Genomic DNA, 24,088 nt, shown 5'->3' on the forward strand with positions numbered 1-24,088 from the left:
TGTCGTCTACGTTTGTTCGATGGAATTATCATGTCCAGGTTTTCTGCTGACATCGCTTTGGGCGCTGCCCAGGTTCGCTGCCCACTGAACGAGCCACGGGTTCGTTTACGCCAGACCATCGCCGCCCTGTGCGGCCTGCTGCTCACTCCACTCGTATTCGCCGATGAGCACGAGCATCACGACAATCAGATTGAAGAACTGAGCCCGACGGTCATCACCGCCATCGCCCCCAGCTCGCCCCTGACCGTCGTCACCAACCCCAAGGACCCGCGCCAACCGGTGCCGGCCAGTGACGGCGGCGACTACCTCAAGACCATTCCGGGCTTCGCCCTGGTACGCAACGGCGGCACCAATGGTGACCCGGTGTTGCGCGGCATGTTCGGCTCGCGGCTGAACATCCTCACCAACGGCAGCATGCTGTTGGGTGCTTGCCCAGGCCGGATGGACGCGCCGACGTCCTACATATCGCCGGAAACCTACGACAAGCTCACGGTTATCAAAGGCCCGCAAACCGTGCTCTGGGGCCCCGGCGCATCGGCCGGGACCGTGCTGTTCGAGCGCGAGCCGGAACAGTTCGGCGAACTCGGCACCCGGGTCAACGCCAGTGTGCTGGCCGGTTCCAACGGCCGTTTCGACAAAGTGGTGGATGCCGCCGCCGGTGGGCCGCTGGGGTATGTACGGGTGATCGGCAACACCGCGCATTCGGACGATTACCGCGACGGCAATAACGACACGGTGCCGTCGCGCTATGACAAGTGGAATGGCGACGTCACCCTCGGCTGGACCCCGGACGCCGATACCCTGCTGGAATTGACCGCCGGCAAGGGCGACGGTGAAGCGCGCTACGCCGGGCGCGGCATGGACGGCTCGCAGTTCAAGCGCGAAAGCCTCGGGCTGCGTTTCGAGCGCTCGAACATCGGCGAGGTGCTGGACAAGGTCGAGGCCCAGGTCTACTACAACTACGCCGACCACGTGATGGACAACTACACGCTGCGCACGCCGTCCGGCACCGGGATGATGGCTGGGCCCATGGCCTCCAACGTCGACCGCCGCACCCTCGGCGCCCGCATCAAGGCCACTTGGCGCTGGGCCGATGTGCAACTGATCAGCGGCCTGGACGCCCAGACCAACGAGCATCGCCAACGCAGCAGCATGGGCGTGGACACCTACAAGGACCTGCCGTACACCAAGGACGCCGACTTCCACAATTACGGCGTGTTCGGCGAACTGACCTGGTACGCCGCCGACCGCGACAGGGTGACCACCGGCGCCCGGCTCGACCGTGCCTCGGCCAAGGACTACCGCCAGAGCATCGGGTCCGGCATGTCGGCCCGCCCCAATCCCACCGCCGATGACACCCGTGCCGACACGCTGCCCAGCGGTTTCGTCCGCTACGAACATGACCTGGACGACAGCCCCACCACCCTCTATGCAGGCGTGGGTCACGCGCAACGCTTCCCGGACTACTGGGAGCTGTTCTCGGCGAATGTCGGCCCCAGCGGCTCGCTGAATGCCTTCGACGCGATCAAACCGGAGAAAACCACCCAGCTCGACTTCGGCCTGCAGTACAAGACCGAAACCCTCGAAGCCTGGGCGTCGGGTTATGTCGGCCAGGTGCGCGACTACATCCTGTTCGATTACACCCCTGGGATGATGGGCACTACCTCGCGGGCCGAGAACATCGATGCACGGATCATGGGTGGTGAATTGGGTGCGGCCTACAAGCTGAGCGAGCGCTGGAAAGCCGACGCCACCTTGGCCTACGCCTGGGGCAAGAACAGCAGCGACGGCAGCGCCCTGGCGCAAATGCCGCCGCTGGATGCACGCCTGGGCCTGACCTACAGCGAAGACCGCTGGAGCGCCGGCGCCCTGTGGCGTGTGGTGGCGGCGCAGCACCGGGTCGACGAGAACAAGGGCAACGTGGTGGGCAAGGACTACGGCAAAAGCTCCGGCTTCGGCGTGTTCTCGCTCAACGGTGCCTACCGCATCAACCAGCACTGGAAGGTCAGCAGCGGCGTCGACAACCTGTTCGGCAAAGCCTACGCCGAGCACTTGAACCTGGCCGGCAACGCCGGGTTCGGCTACCCGGCGAGCGACCCGCAGGCCATCAACGAACCGGGGCGCACGCTCTGGACCAAGGTGGATATGAGTTTCTAAAAGCATCGCGGGCAAGCCTTGCTCCCACAGTATTTGTCATGGCTAAGGGACAAATTGTGCTCCCTCAGCAATGGGAATACCTGTGGGAGCAAGGCTTGCCCGCGATCGGTTGCGCAGCAACCGCCAAAAACATAACAACCCCATTTGCCCTGCGGAGCGCTTTCTGATGAGCCAACCGAAACCCAATTTCTACAACCTGGCCTGGCGCTGGCATTTTTATGCCGGGCTGTTCGTGGCGCCGTTCATGGTGATGCTGGCCCTGACCGGGATCATTTACCTGTTCAAGCCGCAACTCGATCCACTGATGTACGCCAGCCTGCTGAACGTGCCGGCCGGGCATCACACCCTGGCGGCGGACGACCTGCTCAAGCAAGTCCGCCAGGCCTACCCCGAAGGCCAGGTCAAACAGTACCTGCCACCGGTCAATGCCGAGCGCAGCGCGCAATTCGTGGTGATCGACCAGGGTCGGGAACTGAATGTGTTCATCGACCCGTACCACGGTGATGTCCTCGGCGAGCAGGATGCGAAGAACAACCTGCAAGCCATGGCCCGGGCCATCCACGGCGAGCTGCTGATCGGCACGGTCGGTGACCGGCTGGTGGAAATGGCCGCCGGCTGGGGCGTGGTGCTGGTGGTCTCCGGGTTGTACCTGTGGTGGCCGCGCGGGCAATCATCGGCCGGTGTGCTGTGGCCACGCTGGAGCGCGCGCGGTCGGCTGTTCTGGCGTGACCTGCACGTGGTCGTCGGTTTCTGGGGCGCGGCCTTCCTGCTGGTGATGCTGCTCAGCGGCATGACCTGGACCGGCTTCTGGGGCAAGCAATACGCCGACCTCTGGAACCGCTTCCCAGCGGCGATGTGGAATGACGTACCCAAGTCCGACGTCGAGGCCGGCAGCCTCAACAACGCCCACCGCCAGACCGTGCCGTGGGCGGTGGAAAACACGCCGATGCCGATGTCCGGCGACCATGCCGAGCACATGGGCCACGGCGGCATGCACGAAGGCCCCGCCGCCCCGACTGTCAGCCTGAAAGCGGTGCAGGACATCGCCACTGAACGCCAGGTCACGCCCGGGTACAGCATCACCCTGCCGACCACTGCCAGCGGTGTATTCACCGTTGCCGTGTTTGCCGACGACCCGCGCAACGACGCCACCCTGCACGTGGACCAGTACTCCGGCAAGGTCCTGGCCGATGTGCGCTGGGAGCACTACGGCGTCGTGGCCCGTGCCACCGAAACCGGGGTAATGCTGCACGAAGGCAAGATGTTCGGCCCGCTGAACCAGATCATCGTGCTGCTGATTTGCCTGATGATCCTGCTCAGCGCCGTGAGTGGCCTGGTGATCTGGTGGAAGCGCCGGCCAGAGGGCAAGTTCGGCGTGCCGCCGCTGCGTCACGACCTGCCGACCTGGAAGACCGGGGTGTTCATCATGCTGGCCCTGGCGGTGGTATTTCCGTTGGTGGGGGCGTCGCTGATGGTGGTGTGGTTGCTGGATCGCCTCGTCACCCGGCTCAATCGCCAGCCTGAGATTGCTTCATCTTCAAGCTGAAGACAGTGCGTTAACGGAAGGCGGTGCGAAACCTCTACAATCGCGACCGCTTTCCAAACCACGAACACAGTTCAAACTGTGGGAGCGGGCTGTGTGGGAGCAAAGCTTGCTCGCGATCCAGGCGCTGCGGTCCTCAAGAGACCGCGTCGTTTTCATCGCGGACAAGCCTTGCTCCCACACAGCCCGCTCTCACAATGAGACTGTGTTTCACACCAAATGCCGAGTAGCTGCATGACCTCCCTGACCCTCTCCCACCTCGCCTGGACGCCCCTGGGCCATGGCCATTGTCATCACCAGTTCCAGCTGCGTGACGTGTCATTGCAGGTGGCGGCCGGGGAGTTTGTCGGGTTGATCGGGCCCAACGGCAGCGGCAAGACCAGCCTGTTGCGCTGCGCCTATCGCTTCAGCCGGCCGGAACATGGCGAGGTGAAACTCGAGCATCACAACGTCTGGAAACAGTCCTCGCGCTGGTGCGCCCAACGCATCGCCGTGGTCCTGCAAGAGTTTCCCGACGCTTTCGGCCTGACGGTCGAGGAAGTGGTCGCCATGGGCCGCACGCCCCACAAAGGTCTGTTCGACGGCGACAATCACGGCGACCGTCGGCTAGTGCTCCAGGCTCTGGAATCGGCCGGGCTTGCAGGCTTTGGCGATCATGCATTCGCCACCCTCTCGGGCGGTGAAAAGCAACGGGTGATCCTCGCCCGGGCCCTGGCCCAGCAACCGCAGTTGTTGATCCTCGACGAACCGACCAACCACCTCGACCCCCACTATCAATTGCAATTGCTGCAACTGATCAAGGGCCTGGGCATCGGCACCCTCGCCAGCCTCCACGACCTGAACCTGGCTGCCGCCTTCTGCGACCGCCTGTACGTGATCGAACACGGGGGCATCGTCGCCAGCGGCACGCCCAAGGACGTCCTCAGCGTCGAGCTGTTGCGCGAGGTGTTCGGCATCGAAGCCCTGGTGGATGAACACCCGCTGTCCGGCTACCCACGAATCACCTGGATAACCCAACCATGACCTTGCGTTCCCTGCTGTTGCTGCCCCTGCTGCTGGGCAGTGCCCACGCCTTGGCCGAAGCCACCCACTACCCGTTGACGATCCAGAGCTGCAACCGCCAGGTGGTGTTCAACGAGGCACCTCGGCACGCGGTCAGCCATGACATCAACATGACCCAGATGATGCTCGCCCTCGGGCTCAAACCGCGCATGGTCGGCTACAGCGGCATCAGCGGCTGGAAATCGGTGACGCCCGAGATGGCCAGGATCCTTGATGGCCTGCCGGAACTGGCCGCCAAATACCCCTCGGTGGAAACCCTGCTCAATGCCAACGTCGATTTCTTCTTCGCCGGCTGGGACTACGGCATGCGGGTGGGCGGCGACCTGACCCCGCAGACCCTGCAACCGCTGGGCATCAACGTCTACGAACTGACCGAATCCTGCGCGTTCGTGATGAAGCGTCCTGCGGCCTCGCTGGAGGATACCTACAACGACCTGCGCAACCTCGGGAAGATCTTCGACGTGCAGGATCGCGCCAACGCGCTGATCGCCACGATGCAGGCCCAAGTGGCCGACGTGCGCAAGCACCTGCCCGCCCAGCAACCGCGTGTGTTCCTGTACGACAGCGGCGAAGACCGCGCCATGACCTCCGGGCGCCTGGGTATGCCCCAGGCCCTGATCGACGCGGCCGGTGGGCGCAACATCCTCGATGACGTGGAAACCAGTTGGACCCGGGTGAACTGGGAGAACGTGGTCGAGCGCAACCCGCAGGTCATCGTGATCGTCGACTACGGCGAAGTCAGCGCCGAGCAGAAACAGCAATTCCTGTTGAACAACCCGGCCCTGCAATCGGTGGAGGCGATCCAGCAACGGCGCTTCATTGTGATTCCCTACGTGCAGGCCACGCCGGGCATCGACAACGTGCTGGCGGTGCAAACCCTGGCGCGGGGTTTTCACGGCCAATGAACGGTCATCGCTACGGCGCCCTGCTGATGGTCCTCGGCGCACTGCTGCTGGTGTCGTGCGTGGTGTCCCTGGGTTTCGGGCCGGCGCGGGTGCCGGTGGCCGTGGTCTGGGACATCCTGCTGAACAAGGCCTTCGGAGTGGGTGACGTCCATTGGACGCCCGGCCAGGAGCATATCGTCTGGCTGATCCGCGTCCCGCGGCTGCTGCTCGGTGCCTTGGTCGGCGCCGGGCTGGCGTTGATCGGTGCGGTGCTGCAAGCGGTGACGCGCAACCCGCTGGCTGACCCGCACCTGCTGGGCGTCACCTCTGGCGCGACTCTGGGAGCGGTGATCGTGGTGCTGCATGTCGGCGAGATTGTCGGCTTGCTGACCCTGCCGCTGGCGGCGTTCATCGGCGCGCTGCTGAGCATGCTGCTGGTGCTGACCATCGCTGCCCGCCAGGGTCGCCTGGAAAGTGATCGCCTGTTGTTGTGCGGCGTGGCGGTGTCCTTCGTGATGATGGCGGCGGCCAATCTGTTGTTGTTCCTCGGTGACCATCGCGCCAGTTCGGCAGTGATGTTCTGGATGCTCGGCGGCCTGGGCCTGGCCCGCTGGGAACTGCTGGCCGTGCCGGCGGCCAGTGTGGTGCTGGGGCTGGTGTTGCTGCTGGGCATGGCCCGGCCGCTGAACGCACTGATGGCCGGCGAACAGACCGCCGTGACCCTGGGCCTGAACGCGGCGAAGGTGCGGTTGTGGATCTTCTTGATTGCCTCGCTGATGACCGGCGTGCTGGTGTCCATCAGCGGCTCGATTGGCTTTGTCGGGCTGATGGTGCCGCACATTGCCCGGCGCCTGGTGGGCGCCGAGCATCGTCGGTTGCTGCCGGCTTGTGTGCTGCTTGGCAGCCTCTTCCTGGTGTGGGTGGACGTGGCGGCGCGGACATTGATCGCCCCGGAAGACTTGCCGATTGGTGTCGCTACAGCCGCTATCGGCGGGTTGTTCTTCATCGGCCTGATGCGACGTCGCTGAGCGGCGTCTTTTCCTGAATCACAAAAATCGCCTGTGGGAGCGAGCTTGCTCGCGATAGCGATGGATCAGTCAAATTAGCGGTGACTGACACACCGCTATCGCGAGCAAGCTCGCTCCCACAGAAGCATCGCAATTCTCTCGCCCCAATGTGGCGCACCTCTTCGCACCAGCCCCCGCAATGCGTTCACTCATGGTGCAACCGCTCGTACACGTCCCACGCCACCCCCGCATTTCAAAGCCTTCCCCCGACCGGGCACACCCCTTGCAAAAGCGCTTTCAGCGTTTGCATCTGCCACCCAAAAAACTCATAAGTCCATGGAGATCGCACAATGAAGCGTCGTAGCTTGATCAAGGCTTTTACACTCTCGGCAAGCATTGCCGCGATGGGCATGGCCTGGACCGTCCAGGCCGCCGAGACCATCAAGGTCGGCATCCTGCATTCGCTGTCCGGCACCATGGCGATCTCCGAGACGTCCCTCAAGGACATGGCGCTGATGACCATTGATGAGATCAACGCCAAGGGCGGTGTGAACGGCAAGAAGCTTGAAGCGGTAGTCGTGGACCCGGCGTCGAACTGGCCACTGTTCGCAGAAAAAGGTCGGCAGTTGCTGACCCAGGACAAGGTCGCCGTGGTGTTCGGCTGCTGGACGTCGGTGTCGCGTAAATCCGTGTTGCCGGTGTTCGAAGAGCTCAATGGGCTGCTGTTCTACCCGGTGCAATACGAAGGTGAAGAGATGTCGCCGAACGTGTTCTACACCGGCGCAGCGCCGAACCAGCAGGCGATTCCGGCGGTGGAATACCTGATGAGCGAAGAAGGCGGCAGTGCCAAGCGCTACTTCCTGCTGGGCACCGACTACGTCTACCCGCGCACCACCAACAAGATCCTGCGCTCGTTCCTGCACTCCAAAGGTGTGGCGGACAAGGACATCGAAGAGGTCTACACCCCGTTCGGCCACAGCGATTACCAGACCATCGTGGCCAACATCAAAAAGTTCTCGGCCGGCGGTAAGACCGCCGTCATTTCCACGGTCAACGGCGACTCCAACGTGCCGTTCTATAAAGAACTGGCGAACCAGGGCCTGAAAGCCACCGACGTACCGGTCGTGGCGTTCTCGGTGGGCGAAGAGGAACTGCGCGGCATCGACACCAAGCCACTGGTCGGCAACCTGGCGGCGTGGAACTACTTCGAATCCGTGGAGAACCCGGCGAACAAGAAATTCGTCGATTCCTGGAAAGCCTACGCCAAGGCCAAGAACCTGCCAGGCGCGGACAAAGCAGTGACCAACGACCCAATGGAAGCCACCTACGTCGGCATCCACATGTGGGCGCAAGCCGTGGAAAAAGCCAAGTCCACCGACGTCGACAAAGTCCGCGAAGCCCTGGCCGGCCAGACCTTCGCCGCACCGTCGGGCTACACCCTGACCATGGACAAGACCAACCATCACCTGCACAAGCCAGTGATGATCGGCGAGATCCAGGCCGACGGTCAGTTCAACGTGGTCTGGCAGACCGAAGGCCCGATCCGCGCCCAGCCTTGGAGCCCGTTCATCGCTGGCAACGACAAAAAGCCTGACTATGCGGTGAAGAGCAACTGAGCCTGGGAACAAGCCCCTAACTCTGTGGGAGCAAAGCTTGCTCGCGATCGCGGTCATCCAGACACACCGCCATCGCGAGCAAGCTTTGCTCCCACAGGGTCCGTCGTCGCCTTACAGGACGTAGCTATGTCCCTTTATCGTTTGTTCCTCCTAGCATGTTTGCTGCTACCAATGGCCGCCCACGCCGGCGACGCCGAAGACTTCGTCGCCGCCAACCCGACCCAGCAGGCCAAGCTCCTGGAAAGCTGGGCCGCGCAGCCGGAGCCTGCGCGCGTCGAACTGATCAACGCCCTGCAACAGGGCCAGTTGACCGTCGAGGGTCAACCCAAGACCCTGCGCCTGAACAACCGCTTGCGCGGGCTGATCGAAACTGCCCTCGCCAGCCATCAACTGCTCGCCGTCGACGCCCGCGTACGCCTGGCTGCCGCGCAGCAATTGCAAAAAAGTGCCCGCCCGGCGCAACTGGCGTTTCTTGATCGGCAACTGGCCGGCGAGCAGGACGAAGATGTGCATGCCGCCCTGAGCCTGGCCCTGGCGAACCTGCAACTGGTGGACACCAACCCGAACGTACGTCTGGCCGCCGTCCGGCTGCTGGGGGAAACCGGCGATCCGCTGGCCCGCACGCGCCTGGAAGGTTTGCTCGAACCCGGCGTCGAAACCGATGCCGCTGTGCGCACTGCTGCCGAAACCAGCCTCAGCCAGGTCAAACGCAAACTCCTGGTAGGCGAGTTGCTGGGCCAAGCCTTCAGCGGCATGTCCCTGGGTTCGATCCTGCTGCTCGCCGCCCTCGGCCTGGCCATCACCTTCGGCCTGCTGGGGGTGATCAACATGGCCCACGGCGAGATGCTCATGTTGGGCGCCTATTCCACCTACGTGGTGCAGTTGCTGTTCCAGCGCTTCGCCCCGAACGCCATCGAGTTCTATCCGCTGATCGCCCTGCCGGTGGCATTTTTCATCACCGCCGCCATCGGCATGGCCCTGGAGCGCACGGTGATCCGCCACCTCTATGGGCGCCCGCTGGAAACCCTGCTCGCCACTTGGGGCATCAGCCTGATGTTGATCCAACTGGTGCGCCTGGTGTTCGGCGCGCAGAACGTCGAAGTCGCCAACCCGGCCTGGCTGTCGGGCGGGATTCAGGTATTGCCGAACCTGGTGCTCCCATACAACCGCATCGTGATCATTGCCTTCGCGCTGTTCGTGGTGGTGCTGACCTGGCTGTTGCTGAACAAGACGCGCCTGGGCCTGAACGTGCGCGCGGTGACCCAGAACCGCAACATGGCCGCCTGCTGCGGCGTGCCCACAGGGCGGGTGGACATGCTCGCCTTCGGCCTCGGCTCGGGCATCGCCGGGCTCGGTGGCGTGGCGCTGAGCCAGATCGGCAACGTCGGGCCGGACCTGGGCCAGAGCTACATCATCGACTCGTTCCTGGTGGTGGTGCTCGGCGGCGTCGGCCAGTTGGCCGGCAGTGTGTTCGCCGCGTTCGGCCTGGGCATCGCCAACAAGATCCTCGAACCGCAGATCGGCGCCGTGCTTGGCAAGATCCTGATCCTCGCGCTGATCATTCTGTTCATCCAGAAGCGTCCGCAAGGCCTCTTCGCGCTCAAAGGACGGGTAATCGACTGATGAACCAGCCCCTGATGCTCACGGCCACGCAAAAGGCCGGTCCCAAAGTTACCCTCGCCGTCGGCGCGGTGATCCTGGCCGTGCTGTTGAGCCTGCCGCTGCTGTCGCTGCTGGCGGCGGACAATCCGCTGCACGTTTCGGCCTACACCCTGACCCTGGTGGGCAAGATTCTCTGCTACGCCATCGTCGCCCTGGCGCTGGACCTGGTCTGGGGCTACGCCGGTTTGCTCTCCCTGGGCCACGGCCTGTTCTTCGCCCTGGGCGGCTACGCCATGGGCATGTACCTGATGCGCCAGGCCGCCGGCGATGGCTTGCCGGCGTTCATGACCTTCTTGTCGTGGACCGAGTTGCCCTGGTACTGGGCCGGCACCGACAGTTTCCTCTGGGCCATGTGCCTGGTGGTGCTGGCGCCGGGTTTGCTGGCGCTGGTGTTCGGTTTCTTCGCCTTCCGTTCGCGGATCAAGGGCGTGTATTTCTCGATCATGACCCAGGCCCTGACCTTCGCTGGGATGCTGCTGTTTTTCCGCAACGAAACCGGGTTTGGCGGCAACAACGGCTTCACCAATTTCCGCTCGATCCTGGGCTTTGGCATCACCGAACCGGGCACCCGGGCGGTGCTGTTTTTCGCCACGGTGTTGTTGCTGGTGGCGAGCCTGTTCATCGGCTGGCGCCTGGCCCGCAGCAAGTTCGGCCGCGTGCTGACCGCCCTGCGCGACGCAGAAAACCGCCTGATGTTCTGCGGCTACGATCCCCGTGGTTTCAAGCTGTTCGTCTGGGTGTTGAGCGCGGTGTTGTGCGGCCTGGCCGGGGCGTTGTACGTGCCGCAGGTGGGCATCATCAACCCCAGCGAAATGTCGCCGACCAACTCCATCGAAGCCGCCGTGTGGGTCGCCCTTGGCGGGCGCGGCACGCTGATCGGACCGTTGCTGGGTGCTGGCGTAGTCAACGGCATGAAGAGCTGGTTCACCGTGGCGTTTCCTGAGTACTGGCTATTTTTCCTCGGTGCGCTGTTCATCGTCGTGACCCTGTATCTGCCCAAGGGCGTGATCGGTCTGCTGAAGAAAAGAGGTGAACAATGAGAATCACAGCGAGTGCCGAATTCATGCTCGAACCCGCTTTCTTTCCGCCGCAACCCAACCAGGACGCCGGCAGCAGCCGCGACGCCATCGGCCTCGGCCAAGCGGCCGGCGTGGGCCTGAACACCCGCCACGGCACCATCCTGACCCTGGAAGACATCAGCGTCAGTTTCGACGGTTTCAAGGCCTTGAACGACTTGAACCTGTACATCGGCGTCGGCGAATTGCGCTGCATCATCGGCCCCAACGGCGCCGGCAAGACCACGCTGATGGACGTGATTACCGGCAAGACCCGCCCCAGCCATGGCAAGGCCTGGTTCGGCGAAACCCTGGACCTGACCAGCATGAGTGAATTGGCGATCGCCCAGGCCGGCATCGGTCGCAAGTTCCAGAAGCCCACGGTGTTCGAAGCGTTGAGCGTGTTCGAAAACCTGGAGTTGGCGCTCAAGACCGACAAATCGGTGTGGGCCAGCCTGCGGGCAAAACTCACTGGCGAGCAGCACGACCGTATCAACGAAGTGCTCGAGACCATCCGTCTCACCACCTCGGTCAACCGCGCCGCCGGGCTGCTGTCCCACGGGCAGAAGCAGTTCCTGGAGATCGGCATGCTGCTGGTGCAAGACCCGCAATTGCTGTTGCTCGACGAACCGGTGGCGGGCATGACCGACGCCGAGACCGAGTTCACCGCCGAGCTGTTCAAGTCCTTGGCGGGCAAGCATTCGCTAATGGTGGTGGAACACGACATGGGCTTCGTCGGCGCGATTGCCGACCACGTCACCGTGTTGCACCAGGGCAGTGTGCTGGCCGAAGGGTCACTGGAACAGGTGCAGGAAAATGAGCGGGTGATCGAGGTGTATCTCGGTCGCTAGACCTGCAAGCACTGTTCCCTGTGGGAGCGAGCTTGCTCCCACAAGGGACTTGAGGAGAATCTGGAAAATGCTGCAAGTCGACAAACTGCACCAGTACTACGGCGGTAGCCACATCCTGCGTGGCCTGTCGTTCGACGCCAAGATCGGCGAGGTGACCTGCCTGCTGGGGCGCAACGGCGTGGGCAAGACCACCCTGCTCAAATGCCTGATGGGCCTGTTGCCGGCCAAGGAAGGCGCGGTGAACTGGGAAGGCAAAGCCATCACTGCGTTCAAGCCACACCAACGGGTGCATGCCGGCATCGCCTACGTGCCCCAGGGCCGGGAGATTTTCGGGCGGCTGACGGTGGAAGAAAACCTGCTGATGGGCCTGTCGCGGTTTCCCGGCTCCGAAGCCAAGGAGGTGCCGGCGTTTATCTACGAATTGTTCCCGGTGCTGCTGCAAATGAAACAGCGCCGTGGCGGTGACCTGTCCGGCGGCCAGCAACAGCAGCTCGCCATTGGCCGGGCCCTGGCCAGCCGCCCACGCCTGCTGATTCTTGACGAGCCCACCGAAGGCATCCAGCCCTCGGTGATCAAGGAGATCGGCGTGGTGATCAAAAAACTGGCGGCCCGGGGCGACATGGCGATTTTGCTGGTGGAGCAGTTCTACGACTTCGCCGCCGAGCTGGCCGATCAATACCTGGTGATGTCCCGGGGCGAGATCGTGCAGCAGGGGCGCGGAGAAAATATGGAAGCCGAGGGTGTGCGCGGGCTGGTTACGATCTAGTCTTAGCGTCCCGACGATAATTAGAAAATCATGAATCTACCTGTATCGCCATCAGCCCTGTTCACCCCCAGCTGGCACGCCGAGCTGGAACTGGGTTACGCCCGATTCGGCGATTGCTCACGCCCGGTACAGCGCCGCCATAAAGGCCCGCTGCGGGTGCAGAAGCACCTGTACGCCGAAGGCCCCGAGGTGTGTCAGCACATCATCGTCCACCCACCCGGCGGGATTGCCGGCGGTGACCGCCTGGACATCTCGGCCCACGTCGGCCCGGGCGCCTGGGCGCAGTTGACCAGCCCCGGCGCGGCCAAGTGGTATCGCGCCGCCGGCCCTGCGTACCAGCAGTTGACCCTGAGCGCGGCCCCCGGCGCGACCCTGGAATGGCTGCCCCAGGAAACCATCGTCTTCAGCGCGGCCCAGGCCGAACTCAGCACGAGCATCGACCTGCAGGGCGACGGGCGCCTGTTCTACTGGGACATGGTTGCCCTCGGCCGACCGGCCAGCGGCGAGCGGTTCGACCTGGGGCATTTCCAGTCACGGCTGGACATTCGCCGCGACGGCCAGTTGCTGTGGCACGAACGCCAGCGCATTGTGGGCGGTGATGGGTTGCTGGACTCACCCATCGGGCTGGGCGGCGATCCGGTGTTTGCCACGTTATTGGTGACCGGCGAGATCGACAGCGAGCTGTTGGAGCGGTGCCGATCCCTGGGCCATGACGTACGTGGCGACCTGACCCAATTGCCCGGCCTGGTCGTGGCCCGCTGCCTCGCGAGCGAGGCGTTGCTGGCGCGGGGGTGGTTGATTGAATTGTGGCGCTTGCTCAGGCCTGCATTGCTTGGACGAGAGGCCGTGCCTCCCCGAATCTGGAGTACCTGAATTTGCTTTTCTGTGGGAGCAATGGCATGCAAACAATGAATTTCTGTGGGAGCAATGGAGTGCAAGCAATGAATTTCTGTGGGAGCAAAGCTTGCTCGCGATGAACGATAACGCGGTCCTTCTGATCGACCGAGGCGCTGCTATCGCGAGCAAGCTTTGCTCCCACAGGTTTTGCTTTCACAGGTTTTGCTCCCACAGGCCCGCCTCCACAGTGGAATGGGTTTACCCCGAAAAAATTTTATCTGCCCTTATGGATTGCACATGGACCTGACCCCACGCGAAAAAGACAAGCTGCTGATCTTCACCGCCGGCCTCGTCGCCGAACGGCGGTTGGCCCGTGGCCTGAAACTCAACTACCCGGAAGCCATGGCCTATATTTCCGCGGCCCTGCTCGAAGGCGCCCGTGACGGCCAGACCGTCGCCGAGCTGATGCATTACGGCACCACGCTGCTGAGCCGCGAGCAGGTGATGGAAGGCATCCCGGAAATGATCCCCGAGATTCAGGTCGAGGCGACGTTTCCCGACGGCACCAAACTGGTCACCGTCCACCAGCCCATCGCCTGAGGCCACGCAATGACGCATCACGTTCGTGACGCCCAATACCCGGACCTGCCAGCGATCCGTGACATCTACAATGAAGCAGCCCTGAATACCACGGCGATCTGGAACGAGCAGGCCGTGGACCTGGGCAATCGCCAAGCCTGGTTCAGCGCCCGGCAATCCCAGGGCTATCCGGTGCTGGTGATCGTCGATGCCGATGAAAACGTGCTCGGCTATGCCTCGTTCGGCGACTGGCGACCCTTCGATGGTTACCGGCACACCGTGGAGCATTCGGTCTACGTGCGCAGCGACCAGCGCGGCAATGGTCTCGGCCCGTTGTTGATGAGCGCATTGATCGAGCGCGCCAGGGCATGCGGCAAACACGTCATGGTCGCCGCCATCGAGAGCGGCAACACGACGTCGATTCGCCTGCACGAGCGGGCCGGTTTCGTAATCACCGGGCAGATGCCCGAGGTGGGGACCAAGTTCGGCCGCTGGCTGGACCTGACCTTCATGCAGTTGAACCTCAACCCCGGGGCGCTACCGCCTGCCGTCAACAAGGAGTGAAAAACCAATGAACGCCGCCCAGTTGCGTCGAGTCCACGCCGAAAGCTTTGCGCACTATCGTCAAGGCCTGATCGATCTGTTGCTCGACGCCGTTGGGTACGGCGCCAGCGTGGGATTCATGGCCGATCTCGATGCCGTCCAGGCCCGCGCCTATTTCGACGAGGTCCAGGCCAGCCTCAACCAGGGCCACCTGCTGCTGTGGGTGGTGGTCAAGGATGAACAGGTTCAGGCCAGCGTCCAGCTTGCCCTGTGCCAGAAACCCAACGGCCTCAATCGCGCCGAAGTGCAGAAGCTGCTGGTCCGCGGCGAGGCGCGCCGCCGGGGCCTGGGCCAGCAATTGATGAGCGCCCTGGAACTCGGCGCCCGTCAGCACAAGCGCGGCCTGCTGTACCTCGACACCGAGGCCGGCTCCGAGGCCGAAGCCTTCTACCGGGCCATGGGCTACATCCGCGTCGGCGAACTGCCGGACTACTGCCAGAGCCCGGACGGGACCTACACACCGACCGCCATTTACTACAAGACTTTGGGGCAACCGCAATGATTCCAGGGCAATACCAGGTCCAGCCTGGCGACATCGAACTCAACGTCGGCCGCCGCACACTTACGCTGAACGTCGCCAACAGCGGCGACCGGCCGATCCAGGTCGGCTCGCACTATCACTTTTTCGAGACCAACGACGCCCTGACCTTCGACCGCGCCGCCAGCCGTGGCATGCGCCTGAACATCCCGGCTGGCACCGCGGTGCGCTTCGAACCGGGCCAGAGTCGCGAGGTGGAACTGGTGGACCTGGCCGGGCATCGCCGGGTGTTCGGGTTTGCCGGGCGGGTCATGGGCGACCTGGACTAAAGCGTTTCTGTGGCGAGGGAGCTTGCTCCCGCTGGGCTGCGTAGCGGCCCTCTCTTGGCGGTTGCTGCGCAACCGAGCGGGAGCAAGCTCCCTCGCCACAATGGACTGCATACGACTTAAGAACCTCAAGGCGAGCACATGAAGATTTCGAGACAAGCCTACGCCGACATGTTCGGCCCCACCGTCGGTGACAAGGTCCGCCTGGCCGACACCGAGTTGTGGATCGAAGTGGAAAAGGACTTCACCACCTACGGTGAAGAAGTGAAATTCGGCGGCGGCAAGGTGATTCGCGACGGCATGGGCCAGAGCCAGCTGCTGGCTGCCGAGGTCGTCGACACCCTGATCACCAACGCGCTGATCATCGACCACTGGGGCATCGTCAAGGCCGATGTCGGCCTCAAGGACGGACGCATCGCGGCCATCGGCAAGGCCGGCAACCCGGACATCCAGCCCGACGTGACCATCGCCATCGGCGCCAGCACCGAAGTGATCGCTGGCGAAGGCATGATCCTCACCGCCGGCGGCATCGACACCCACATCCATTTCATCTGCCCGCAGCAGATCGAAGAAGCGCTGATGAGCGGCGTCACCACCATGATCGGCGGCGGCACGGGCCCGGCCACCGGGACCAACGCCACCACCTGCACCTCCGGCCCATGGCACCTGGCGCGCATGCTCCAGGCCGCCGATGCCTTCCCGATGAACATCGGTTTCACCGGCAAGGGCAACGCCAGCCTGCCGGAGCCGTTGATCGAACAGGTCAAGGCCGGTGCCATCGGCCTGAAGCTGCACGAAGACTGGGGCACCACGCCGGCGGCCATCGACAACTGCTTGAGCGTGGCCGACCAGTACGACGTGCAGGTGGCGATCCACACCGACACCCTCAACGAGTCCGGCTTCGTCGAAACCACCCTCGCCGCCTTCAAGGGCCGCACCATCCACACTTACCACACCGAAGGCGCCGGTGGCGGTCATGCGCCGGACATCATCAAGGCCTGCGGCTTCGCCAACGTGCTGCCCAGTTCTACCAACCCGACCCGGCCGTTCACCCGCAACACCATCGACGAACACCTGGACATGCTGATGGTCTGCCATCACCTGGACCCGAGCATTGCCGAAGACGTGGCCTTCGCCGAAAGCCGCATCCGCCGCGAGACCATCGCCGCCGAAGACATTCTCCACGACCTCGGCGCGTTCTCGATGATCAGCTCCGACAGCCAGGCCATGGGCCGCGTCGGCGAAGTCATCACACGCACCTGGCAGACCGCCGACAAGATGAAGAAGCAACGCGGCGCCCTGCCAGGCGACGGCGAAGGCAACGACAACTTCCGCATCAAGCGCTACATCGCCAAGTACACCATCAACCCGGCGATCACCCACGGCATCAGCCATGAAGTGGGCTCCATCGAAGTGGGCAAGTGGGCCGACCTGGTGCTGTGGCGCCCGGCGTTCTTCGGCGTCAAGCCGACGTTGATCCTCAAGGGCGGGGCGATTGCCGCCAGCCTGATGGGTGACGCCAACGCCTCGATCCCGACGCCACAACCGGTGCACTACCGACCGATGTTCGCAAGCTACGGCGGCTCGCGGCATGCCACCAGCCTGACCTTCATCAGCCAAGCCGCCGCCGAAGCCGGGTTGCCGGAACAGCTTGGGCTGAAGAAGAAAATCGCCGTGGTCAAAGGCTGCCGCGACGTGCAGAAGACCGACCTGATCCACAACGACTACCTGCCGAGCATCGACGTTGACCCACAGACTTACCAGGTCAAGGCCGACGGCGTATTGCTGTGGTGCGAACCGGCCGAAGTGCTGCCGATGGCGCAGCGCTATTTCCTGTTTTGAGTTGAATCACACTGGGTATCCGGCCAACAGTTACATGTGGCGAGGGGATTTATCCCCGCTGGGCTGCACAGCAGCCCTAAAAAACTGATCACATCAACCTGATACATCGCGGTGGCCGGCTTTGGGGCTGCTTCGCAGCCCAGCGGGGATAAATCCCCTCGCCACAGGGTTCATTGACCCAGGCGGGAACGGGGTCGTCTTATAGGTCCGTGCTTTCCACCAGGGCGTCCAGCTCCTCTTCGGTCAATAACTGGATCAGCTCCGCTTCCTTGACCTTGTGTTGCAAGCCCAGTGTCTCGGATTGGCTGACATAGTCAGGCTCCTCCAGGGTTCCGGCCGCTTTCGCCTCATCCAGCGCAAGCTGATTGGCGATGAGGGCATCATTCATCGCCTGGAAAAGGCTCGCGCGTTTTTGCTTCACGTAATCGATCCAGAAGTCCCGGCCAACCAGCGACTGCAATTGCTTCGGTGAATCATCCAGCGCCAGGATCTCGGCTGCCGCCGCATTGAGCATCTCTGCCGTAACACCGGCCAGCTGGATAAAGCGCCCACCCTTGGGCTGTCCGGGCAGTTCCAGCCGATTCTTGAGACCGACACGGTAGGCCAGGCGCACCTCCACCTCTTCGATCTGCCTGATGAGCCGGTTCTTTTGCGCGGAGGTGAGATCCTCACGGGTATTGATCGTGTCACGCCGCTGCTGAATATCCTGCAGGGCAATGCGCTCCACTTCGTCAAGGCGAAACAGCCCCTTGGCCAGCCGGATCAGCGCCTCAGCCTCCTGTTCTCCCACCGTCAGGGCCTTGGCGTTGTGAATCATCAATTTGATTTCCAGGTAGCTGAAGGACAATGCAGCGCGATCCTCACACGTCGGCGCGCCAGCCAGGTCGAACAGTTCACGGCGCAAGTCGGTGGAATCCCTCATCGCTTCAAGCATCTGCCAGACACGCGCCTGGAGGTCCGGATAATTTTCCACGTCCTGGTAGGAGCCGGCCAATCGGTTCAACAGCTGAAAAAACTCCCTGGATTGCGTTTCAGCCTCCAGGCTCCGCCACAGCGTATTTTTGTCCTGCAGTTGCTCCCTGGGCAGGCCTAGCAGCCATCGCTCCACATCCGATAGCCTTCCCCCTGGGACATGTTCAAACGCGCCGGGCGAACGAAAGGTCACCCATTCGGGATTCGACGTTGAGAGGTTCGCCCAATAATCACGCAAGCGCTGCTGGGTCGCCTCGCTCAGTGGATTGTTCTGCACGAAGGTCACCCCATTGACCCGTGCCGTGGCGTGAGCACGCTCGGCCGGCGGATCCGTCAGCTCGGTCGGCACTTCGGTCAGCTCGTTGTTGCGCAAATCGAGCTCTTCCAGCGGCAGGTCGCGCAGGCCAGTCGGCCAAGTGCCGATATCGGTACCGTTCAGATTCAGCCCACGCAGGTCGGGCAACCGGCTGAAATCCGGCAATTGGCCCAGGGGGTTCCATTTCAGGTCGAGAATTTTCAGCTGGGTACGCCCTTCAAGGATCTGAATGCTACGCGCTGACAGGGTGATTTCATTCATCCCCACGTGCAGCCGGGTCAACCCCTCCATCAATTCCACCGAGGGGGGAAGATCGTTCAGGCGGTTGAACGACATGTCCAGCCAACGGAGCGCGGAGAAGCTCTTGAGGAACGTGTCGCAGGAGGGTTCCGCCAAGCGCATGCTACGCAGCTTCAGCGAGACCACATGGCTGAAGTCGGCCGACAGACCTGGCAGCGTCCCTAACGCCACTCCGCTCAGATTAAGCTCATAGCCGACTCTGCTGCCATCCACCGCCGCGACGATCGGGCCTTGGCGCCGCCAGCACCATTGAATTCGATTAGCCACACCCCGCTTGATCGCGGGCAGCAGTTGCTCGACACGATCATTACCCGCATCAAGCCATACTGGGGTGGTGGCCCAGCGGTCCAGATCGCGGATCAGCGTATCCAGCTCGACTTTGCGCCGCTTGAGCTCGGGAACGGCTTGATCCCCCAGGGACCGCAACAGGGTCTGGACTTGCTCGTTCGTATAGTCCGGGTACAAATCCAGCACCCGACGCTCGGGTGACCGGCCCAGGCCCAGCCACTCCCGCACGCCACTCATGGGGTAGCCAACCTTGCCCGAGGCCAGGCGCATCGGTGATTTGAAGGATGACTTGCGCGGTTGCATCTTCAAGTGTTTCGCCAGCGAAGCTCGACTCAATGGTGTTGCACCGACAGCCTTCTGCAGGAGGGCGCCGTGATGAACCGAAGGGCGGCCCATGGCCCGCCGCTCGGCATCCGGGAGCGCATGCTGCACGGCATCGTAAAGGCTATCCCAGTGGCTCAGTTCATTGCCGTTGTCGTCGAAGGCCTTGTAGCGCTCACCGTCCTTGACCACGACCTTGGTCTGCATTGCGTCCTGGGCACCAACGCTGTCGATCAAGGCGCCTGAAAATTCCTCCTCGCGCAGCTCGATGCGTACCGCGTCGTTCCAGCCGGGCAAGCTCTTCAAGGTCGCCAACACCAGTCGGGGGGTGTCGGCCGTGGCCAGTGCCTCGCGATAGAGCCCTTCGTAGGCCCGGTTCAAGCGCAGCGCCCGCTGGTAGTCCCGCAGCTCTTCGGCGATACGCAGCGGGATGGGTTTGGTCTGGGTCGTATCCGCGAAGTTCCAAGCGGCCATTTGCTGTTGCTCGGCCGGGTTGGCAAACGCCACCACCTGTTCGATGGCCGCCGCTGGAACCGAGGGAAACCGCGACTTGATCAGTGCTGCACGCGGCTCGCTCGACACGTCTTCCTTGGCGTAGAAATCGTTGAACACGTACACCTTTTCCCGCACCACCACGGCAGCGAGTGTTTTGCGCAGCTGCTGGATCCGGGCGTCCATATTGGTTTTCGCAATCGCCGGGCTCGTGCCCACCAACAGATCGCCCCCCGCAGCGTCCACCGTCTCGATCAGATTCTTCAACACCCAAGGTGTGCGGACTTTCCTCTCGGGGATGATGACGTCGCGAACCCGGTCCCCTTCTTCCGATGGGCGAACGTATTCCCAAAGCGTCTTGCCCCCGCCGTCGACTACTTTGAGCATGAGCCCTTTTGGCCACGGACCGTAGCCCGTGAGTAGATGCAACTGGGTCATCGGATCGGCGTGTTCATAGTGCAGCGGATCTTCGCTTTGCAGTTGCCCGATGAAATCGTCGACTTGCCGGCACAGGTCGAAGCGCTTGATCGTGTCGGCCAGCAAGGCCGGCATCGGTTCGCCCTCGACATGCAGTCGCCGCAGCACCTGCTCGCTGGTGCCACTGGCCGTACGGATCTGCTCCAGCTCAGCGTCGCTGAAGCCCTTGACGCAGTGACCAAGCCGGCGCATCAGCGTGGCCCCTTCCCAGCTGCGCGGCCGTTCCAGTTCATGGCTCCAGGCACCGCTGCCGTTGTCCGTCAGCCCAGGCTGATAGGCGTCCGGCCCCCGAGAAGGATGACGAATGCGATAACGCTGGGTCGTCGGGTCCTGTTGCACCTGGTAATTCTGGCCGCCCAGCGGCACGACTTCTCGACCGTCGACAAGGTACAGCCCTTGAGCATCCGGGAGCAAAGTCTCGGGCAACTCCAGCGAACTCTGGTAAGGCGTCAGCTCGGGGCGCCAGAGACGTGGATCGCCATTGGCCAGTTGGACCGGTTCCAACTGCTCCACCGTGCTCGACCACTGAATGTGCGGCAGCACCGCCGCACCGGTGGCGACGAACGCGGTGTTGAGGGCCACGCTGGAGAAATGCGCCCACATTTCCCTGGTCTCGCCGCGCTCGAACGCTTCGATGCCCTCGAACGCTTCGTTGAACATCTGCACAGCGCCCACCGTCAGCATCAGCGGCCCAAGCCCTGGCACCACGAACGCTGCCAGGTTGAAGACATCGATCACGGCATCCAGGTAACTGTCCAGCCGCGCCAGACGGGCTTTCTTGTCCTCATCACCAGTGGGCACCGCCACCGCCCGGGCATCGACCTGGATCTTCTGGATCTGCCTCAGACGTAGCGATTCCCACAACGGCTCGGGAATGGACGAAGTTTGCATAGGCAGTGCCGGCAATTTCGACTTCAGTGGGTAATCGACTTGATCATTCGCTGGCGCGCTGGGCTGATAGAGGCGGTTGAACAACTGGAAAAATCCGCCAAGTTGGCGCAACGGCACAAAACGGCTGAAGAAGCGCCGGTAGGCGACGCGATGCAAACGCCGGCGCAGATCGACCATGAATTCGCCGCTGGACGCATATTCCTTGAGAGGATGCTCAGGGTCGCCCGGCAGGTAGGCCACCACCCGTTCCACTCGACGACTGCTCTCCCGGTCGGGCCCGATCAACAGCGGGCCAACCAAGCCGATGCCGAAAATGCGCAATGAGGTGAACGTCACCGCCCGCCCATCGAGCATGGCCTCGCGCTGATCGCTGACCACCTGCTGCAACATTCGGTAAGCGGCCAGACTGATGTCACCCTTGGCCCAGGCGACCTCGACACAAAGCGCCAATCCCTCTTGGTGATGGGTGCGCAGTTGACGATCCAACTGGCCACGCGCCTCATGGTCGATCGGCCGTACGATGGCGTTGATGTGTTCCTGATACCGGCGCCCCAAGTCCAGCTTGCGGCACAGCCTGGCAAAGGCCTCGGGTGTGATCGGCAACGCCCCGGCGCGAAAGGCGTTGATGGCCGGAACAACCTCGCCCGTATAAAACGGCCGCACCGTAGTAATGAGGCTGCAGTCGTCACAGCCGGGCTTGCGCTCTTCGTCGGCGTCGAAATTGGCCAGCGCGGCCTCCAGCAACGAAGTGCCGTGGTATTCGTAGCGATCGAAATGGCTGCCCTCGCTGTCGAGCACCAACGCACCAAAAAAATCACCGCGCGCCTGGCGCCCGTACTTGCGGACGAAATAAACCTGGTTGACGTTCAGCGTGCGCTTGAACTCATCCTGGATCGCCTGGGTGAGCAGCGGCTCGGCAAAGGCGCGGATGTCCTGGACATTGCCCAGCACATTGTCGATCTGGTTCAAGGTTTCGCGGTAGTGGGCGTGGCTGTGCTTGAGGCGGGCTCGGGTTTCGTGGGAAGCCTTCACGTACCAGTCTGGAAGCTCCAGCGTGTGGTCGCTCAGTTCCTGCTGGCGCTGCACGATAGCGCCGCTGTACCAACCTGGAATTCGGGTCTTGAGCAGGTCCAGGTGCAGGCCGCGGCTTTCCGGGCGCACAGGGCCAAGAATGGGTTCTGGCATGTCGGGTCATCCTTGATGTGGAAAAACCCGAGCCTACTCAGTGCCTCAGTGCTGGATGTGGTAACTATCTATCGCTTTTTCGACGGGATATGACTCGCCAAACCGCTGTCACCCCACCCAACGTTTCAGTTGCTGTCGCAGCCGACGATTTTCGGTGCGCAACTGTTGCACCTCTTCCAGCAAGTCCAGGGCCAGGGCGACGCCTTCCCACTCCAGGTCCAGGTCGTGACGCAGCTTGGCGGCACGCTTGGCCAGGAGCAGTTCGTAATCGGTGAAACGCCAGTCCGTCGGCACCGTGCCTTCAGGCTCGAGGATCCCATGCTCGACGATTTCGATGACATGGACGTCCGCCAACGAGGCGGCCTCGCAGAACTCCCTCAGGTTCAGTTCAATGATCGGGTTGCTCATGGTCTGCTTCTCCCAATGCTTTAACTGTCGAGTCTAGCCATGATTGTGGCAAGTCTGGCCATGACCGTGGCGAGGGAGCTTGCTCCCGCTCGGCTGCGCAGCAGTCGTAAAAATCTGCCAACCGGTTTTTCCTGGTACACCGTGTTGATTGGTTTTGGGGCTGCTTCGCAGCCCAGCGGGAGCAAGCTCCCTCGCCACAGGTTGTGTGTTCAGTTGCTCATCGTCCTGCGTTCAGAAATTCTCCCGCGGATCGAACGCGGCTTTCTTCGCCAGTTCCGCCCACAACGCCTTGACCGCCTCATCGCTGGTCTTGGGCATCACGGCCTTGAGTTGCACGAACAGGTAGCCGCGCTCGCCGGCCTTGTTGCGCAGGCCGTGGCCCTTGGCGCGCATGCGCTGGCCGTTCTGGCTGCCGGCCGGGACCTTGAGGTTGATCTTGCCGGTGAGGGTCGGCACCGCCACTTCCGTGCCCAACGCCAATTCCCACGGTGCCAGGGGCAAGGTGATGATCAGGTCCTGGCCTTCGACGTCGAACTTGGGGTGCGGCGCGAAGCGAATGGTCAGGTACAAATCGCCATTGGCACCGCCACCGATACCCGGCGCACCCTGGCCCTTGAGGCGGATGCGTTCGCCGTCGGTCACGCCCAGTGGAATCTTCACGTTCAGGCTTTTGCTGGTGTTGCTCACGTGCTGGCCGGCCGCGTTGTACTGCGGCACCTGGAAGCTGACCTTTTTCGACTCGCTCGACAGGGTCTCTTCCAGGAAGATCGGTAATTCCATTTCCACGTCTTGCCCTCGACGGCCGGCGCTGCGACCTGACTGTCCGCCACCGAAACCCGGCCCGCGATTACCAAAAATCGAACTGAAGAAGTCCGAGAAATCCCCGGTGTCCTGGCCACCAAAACCACCACGGCTCTGCCAGCCCGGCGGGCCCTGGAACGGCTGGCCATGCTGGCCGTAGCGGCGCAGTTCGTCGTATTCGGCGCGTTTGTCGGCGCTTTTCAGCGCTTCATAGGCTTCGGAGACGTCCTTGAATTTGGTCTCGGCGTCCTTTTCCTTGCTCACATCCGGGTGGTACTTGCGCGCCAGTTTGCGATAGGCGGCCTTGATCGTGGCGTCGTCGGCCGTCGGCTCGACACCCAGGATCTTGTAATAGTCTTTGAAGTCCAT

General features: G+C 62.8%; 19 protein-coding genes. 16 read left to right on the forward strand and 3 right to left on the reverse strand.

Annotated features, from left to right (window positions below; genetic code table 11):
* Window positions 1-30 precede the first annotated feature (30 nt).
* From Q7F16_RS18935 to ureC, 16 genes are all read left to right on the forward strand, one after another.
* Window positions 31-2,157 (forward strand): TonB-dependent copper receptor, encoded by a 2,127-nt coding sequence (locus Q7F16_RS18935; protein WP_046064378.1) that lies wholly within the window; start codon window positions 31-33, stop codon window positions 2,155-2,157.
* 166 nt (window positions 2,158-2,323) lie between these two features.
* A complete protein-coding gene (locus Q7F16_RS18940; RefSeq protein ID WP_046064377.1) occupies window positions 2,324-3,703 on the forward strand; it encodes a PepSY-associated TM helix domain-containing protein in 1,380 nt (459 codons plus the stop codon).
* A 231-nt stretch (window positions 3,704-3,934) separates the two neighbouring features.
* Window positions 3,935-4,723: an ABC transporter ATP-binding protein gene (locus Q7F16_RS18945; RefSeq protein WP_409556727.1), complete on the forward strand. Its 789-nt coding sequence runs from the start codon at window positions 3,935-3,937 to the stop codon at window positions 4,721-4,723.
* Window positions 4,720-5,667 carry an ABC transporter substrate-binding protein gene (locus Q7F16_RS18950; RefSeq protein ID WP_095963420.1) on the forward strand — a complete coding sequence of 316 codons (948 nt, stop codon included), beginning with the start codon at window positions 4,720-4,722 and terminating at the stop codon, window positions 5,665-5,667. Before Q7F16_RS18945 ends, Q7F16_RS18950 begins: the two co-directional genes overlap by 4 nt.
* On the forward strand, window positions 5,664-6,674 hold the full coding sequence (locus tag Q7F16_RS18955) for a FecCD family ABC transporter permease (RefSeq protein WP_014336361.1): 1,011 nt from the start codon (window positions 5,664-5,666) through the stop codon (window positions 6,672-6,674). The genes Q7F16_RS18950 and Q7F16_RS18955 overlap by 4 nt, the downstream gene beginning before the upstream one ends.
* Window positions 6,675-7,003: 329 nt before the next feature.
* Entirely contained in the window at window positions 7,004-8,269 is a 1,266-nt protein-coding gene (gene urtA / locus Q7F16_RS18960; protein ID WP_014336360.1) for an urea ABC transporter substrate-binding protein, read from the forward strand.
* A gap of 126 nt (window positions 8,270-8,395) precedes the next feature.
* Entirely contained in the window at window positions 8,396-9,892 is a 1,497-nt protein-coding gene (gene urtB / locus Q7F16_RS18965) for an urea ABC transporter permease subunit UrtB (protein ID WP_409556726.1), read from the forward strand.
* The gene (gene urtC, locus Q7F16_RS18970) at window positions 9,892-10,971 is read left to right on the forward strand and encodes an urea ABC transporter permease subunit UrtC (RefSeq protein WP_046064374.1); all 1,080 of its coding nucleotides are present in this window, start codon (window positions 9,892-9,894) and stop codon (window positions 10,969-10,971) included. Before urtB ends, urtC begins: the two co-directional genes overlap by 1 nt.
* Complete coding sequence (urtD, locus tag Q7F16_RS18975; RefSeq protein WP_409556725.1) at window positions 10,968-11,837, forward strand: urea ABC transporter ATP-binding protein UrtD; 870 nt, start codon at window positions 10,968-10,970, stop codon at window positions 11,835-11,837. The genes urtC and urtD overlap by 4 nt, the downstream gene beginning before the upstream one ends.
* 67 nt (window positions 11,838-11,904) lie before the next feature.
* Window positions 11,905-12,603, forward strand: a complete 699-nt coding sequence (gene urtE, locus Q7F16_RS18980; RefSeq protein WP_046064372.1) for an urea ABC transporter ATP-binding subunit UrtE — start codon at window positions 11,905-11,907, stop codon at window positions 12,601-12,603.
* Between the two features lie 30 nt (window positions 12,604-12,633).
* Window positions 12,634-13,476 carry an urease accessory protein UreD gene (locus tag Q7F16_RS18985; RefSeq protein WP_046064371.1) on the forward strand — a complete coding sequence of 281 codons (843 nt, stop codon included), beginning with the start codon at window positions 12,634-12,636 and terminating at the stop codon, window positions 13,474-13,476.
* Between the two features lie 261 nt (window positions 13,477-13,737).
* Entirely contained in the window at window positions 13,738-14,040 is a 303-nt protein-coding gene (gene ureA, locus Q7F16_RS18990; RefSeq protein ID WP_003197350.1) for an urease subunit gamma, read from the forward strand.
* Between the two features lie 9 nt (window positions 14,041-14,049).
* On the forward strand, window positions 14,050-14,583 hold the full coding sequence (locus tag Q7F16_RS18995) for a GNAT family N-acetyltransferase (protein WP_046064370.1): 534 nt from the start codon (window positions 14,050-14,052) through the stop codon (window positions 14,581-14,583).
* 7 nt (window positions 14,584-14,590) lie between these two features.
* A complete protein-coding gene (locus Q7F16_RS19000; protein ID WP_046064369.1) occupies window positions 14,591-15,124 on the forward strand; it encodes a GNAT family N-acetyltransferase in 534 nt (177 codons plus the stop codon).
* Window positions 15,121-15,429 carry an urease subunit beta gene (locus tag Q7F16_RS19005; RefSeq protein ID WP_003186307.1) on the forward strand — a complete coding sequence of 103 codons (309 nt, stop codon included), beginning with the start codon at window positions 15,121-15,123 and terminating at the stop codon, window positions 15,427-15,429. The genes Q7F16_RS19000 and Q7F16_RS19005 overlap by 4 nt, the downstream gene beginning before the upstream one ends.
* A gap of 138 nt (window positions 15,430-15,567) precedes the next feature.
* Window positions 15,568-17,268 (forward strand): urease subunit alpha, encoded by a 1,701-nt coding sequence (gene ureC / locus Q7F16_RS19010; protein WP_003197341.1) that lies wholly within the window; start codon window positions 15,568-15,570, stop codon window positions 17,266-17,268.
* Window positions 17,269-17,467: 199 nt separating this feature from the next.
* Here ureC and Q7F16_RS19015 read toward each other — a convergent pair whose 3' ends face one another.
* From Q7F16_RS19015 to Q7F16_RS19025, 3 genes are all read right to left on the reverse strand, one after another.
* Window positions 17,468-22,510 (reverse strand): NEL-type E3 ubiquitin ligase domain-containing protein, encoded by a 5,043-nt coding sequence (locus Q7F16_RS19015; protein ID WP_409556724.1) that lies wholly within the window; start codon window positions 22,508-22,510, stop codon window positions 17,468-17,470.
* Window positions 22,511-22,618: 108 nt separating this feature from the next.
* Complete coding sequence (locus Q7F16_RS19020) at window positions 22,619-22,918, reverse strand: chaperone modulator CbpM (RefSeq protein ID WP_014336349.1); 300 nt, start codon at window positions 22,916-22,918, stop codon at window positions 22,619-22,621.
* A gap of 231 nt (window positions 22,919-23,149) precedes the next feature.
* On the reverse strand, window positions 23,150-24,088 hold the full coding sequence (locus Q7F16_RS19025; protein WP_409556723.1) for a DnaJ C-terminal domain-containing protein: 939 nt from the start codon (window positions 24,086-24,088) through the stop codon (window positions 23,150-23,152).

The organism is Pseudomonas sp. Lb2C2 (assembly GCF_052112205.1).
GTDB lineage: Bacteria > Pseudomonadota > Gammaproteobacteria > Pseudomonadales > Pseudomonadaceae > Aquipseudomonas > Aquipseudomonas kilonensis.

Excerpts from the sequence above, each read along its gene's own strand:
- Q7F16_RS18935 (WP_046064378.1), top strand. The coding sequence starts at position 31 with ATGTCCAGGTTTTCTGCTGACATCGCTTTGGGCGCTGCCCAGGTTCGC.
- Q7F16_RS18940 (WP_046064377.1), top strand. The coding sequence starts at position 2,324 with ATGAGCCAACCGAAACCCAATTTCTACAACCTGGCCTGGCGCTGGCAT.
- Q7F16_RS18945 (WP_409556727.1), top strand. The coding sequence starts at position 3,935 with ATGACCTCCCTGACCCTCTCCCACCTCGCCTGGACGCCCCTGGGCCAT.
- Q7F16_RS18950 (WP_095963420.1), top strand. The coding sequence starts at position 4,720 with ATGACCTTGCGTTCCCTGCTGTTGCTGCCCCTGCTGCTGGGCAGTGCC.
- Q7F16_RS18955 (WP_014336361.1), top strand. The coding sequence starts at position 5,664 with ATGAACGGTCATCGCTACGGCGCCCTGCTGATGGTCCTCGGCGCACTG.
- urtA (WP_014336360.1), top strand. The coding sequence starts at position 7,004 with ATGAAGCGTCGTAGCTTGATCAAGGCTTTTACACTCTCGGCAAGCATT.
- urtB (WP_409556726.1), top strand. The coding sequence starts at position 8,396 with ATGTCCCTTTATCGTTTGTTCCTCCTAGCATGTTTGCTGCTACCAATG.
- urtC (WP_046064374.1), top strand. The coding sequence starts at position 9,892 with ATGAACCAGCCCCTGATGCTCACGGCCACGCAAAAGGCCGGTCCCAAA.
- urtD (WP_409556725.1), top strand. The coding sequence starts at position 10,968 with ATGAGAATCACAGCGAGTGCCGAATTCATGCTCGAACCCGCTTTCTTT.
- urtE (WP_046064372.1), top strand. The coding sequence starts at position 11,905 with ATGCTGCAAGTCGACAAACTGCACCAGTACTACGGCGGTAGCCACATC.
- Q7F16_RS18985 (WP_046064371.1), top strand. The coding sequence starts at position 12,634 with ATGAATCTACCTGTATCGCCATCAGCCCTGTTCACCCCCAGCTGGCAC.
- ureA (WP_003197350.1), top strand. The coding sequence starts at position 13,738 with ATGGACCTGACCCCACGCGAAAAAGACAAGCTGCTGATCTTCACCGCC.
- Q7F16_RS18995 (WP_046064370.1), top strand. The coding sequence starts at position 14,050 with ATGACGCATCACGTTCGTGACGCCCAATACCCGGACCTGCCAGCGATC.
- Q7F16_RS19000 (WP_046064369.1), top strand. The coding sequence starts at position 14,591 with ATGAACGCCGCCCAGTTGCGTCGAGTCCACGCCGAAAGCTTTGCGCAC.
- Q7F16_RS19005 (WP_003186307.1), top strand. The coding sequence starts at position 15,121 with ATGATTCCAGGGCAATACCAGGTCCAGCCTGGCGACATCGAACTCAAC.
- ureC (WP_003197341.1), top strand. The coding sequence starts at position 15,568 with ATGAAGATTTCGAGACAAGCCTACGCCGACATGTTCGGCCCCACCGTC.
- Q7F16_RS19015 (WP_409556724.1), bottom strand. The coding sequence starts at position 22,510 with ATGCCAGAACCCATTCTTGGCCCTGTGCGCCCGGAAAGCCGCGGCCTG.
- Q7F16_RS19020 (WP_014336349.1), bottom strand. The coding sequence starts at position 22,918 with ATGAGCAACCCGATCATTGAACTGAACCTGAGGGAGTTCTGCGAGGCC.
- Q7F16_RS19025 (WP_409556723.1), bottom strand. The coding sequence starts at position 24,088 with ATGGACTTCAAAGACTATTACAAGATCCTGGGTGTCGAGCCGACGGCC.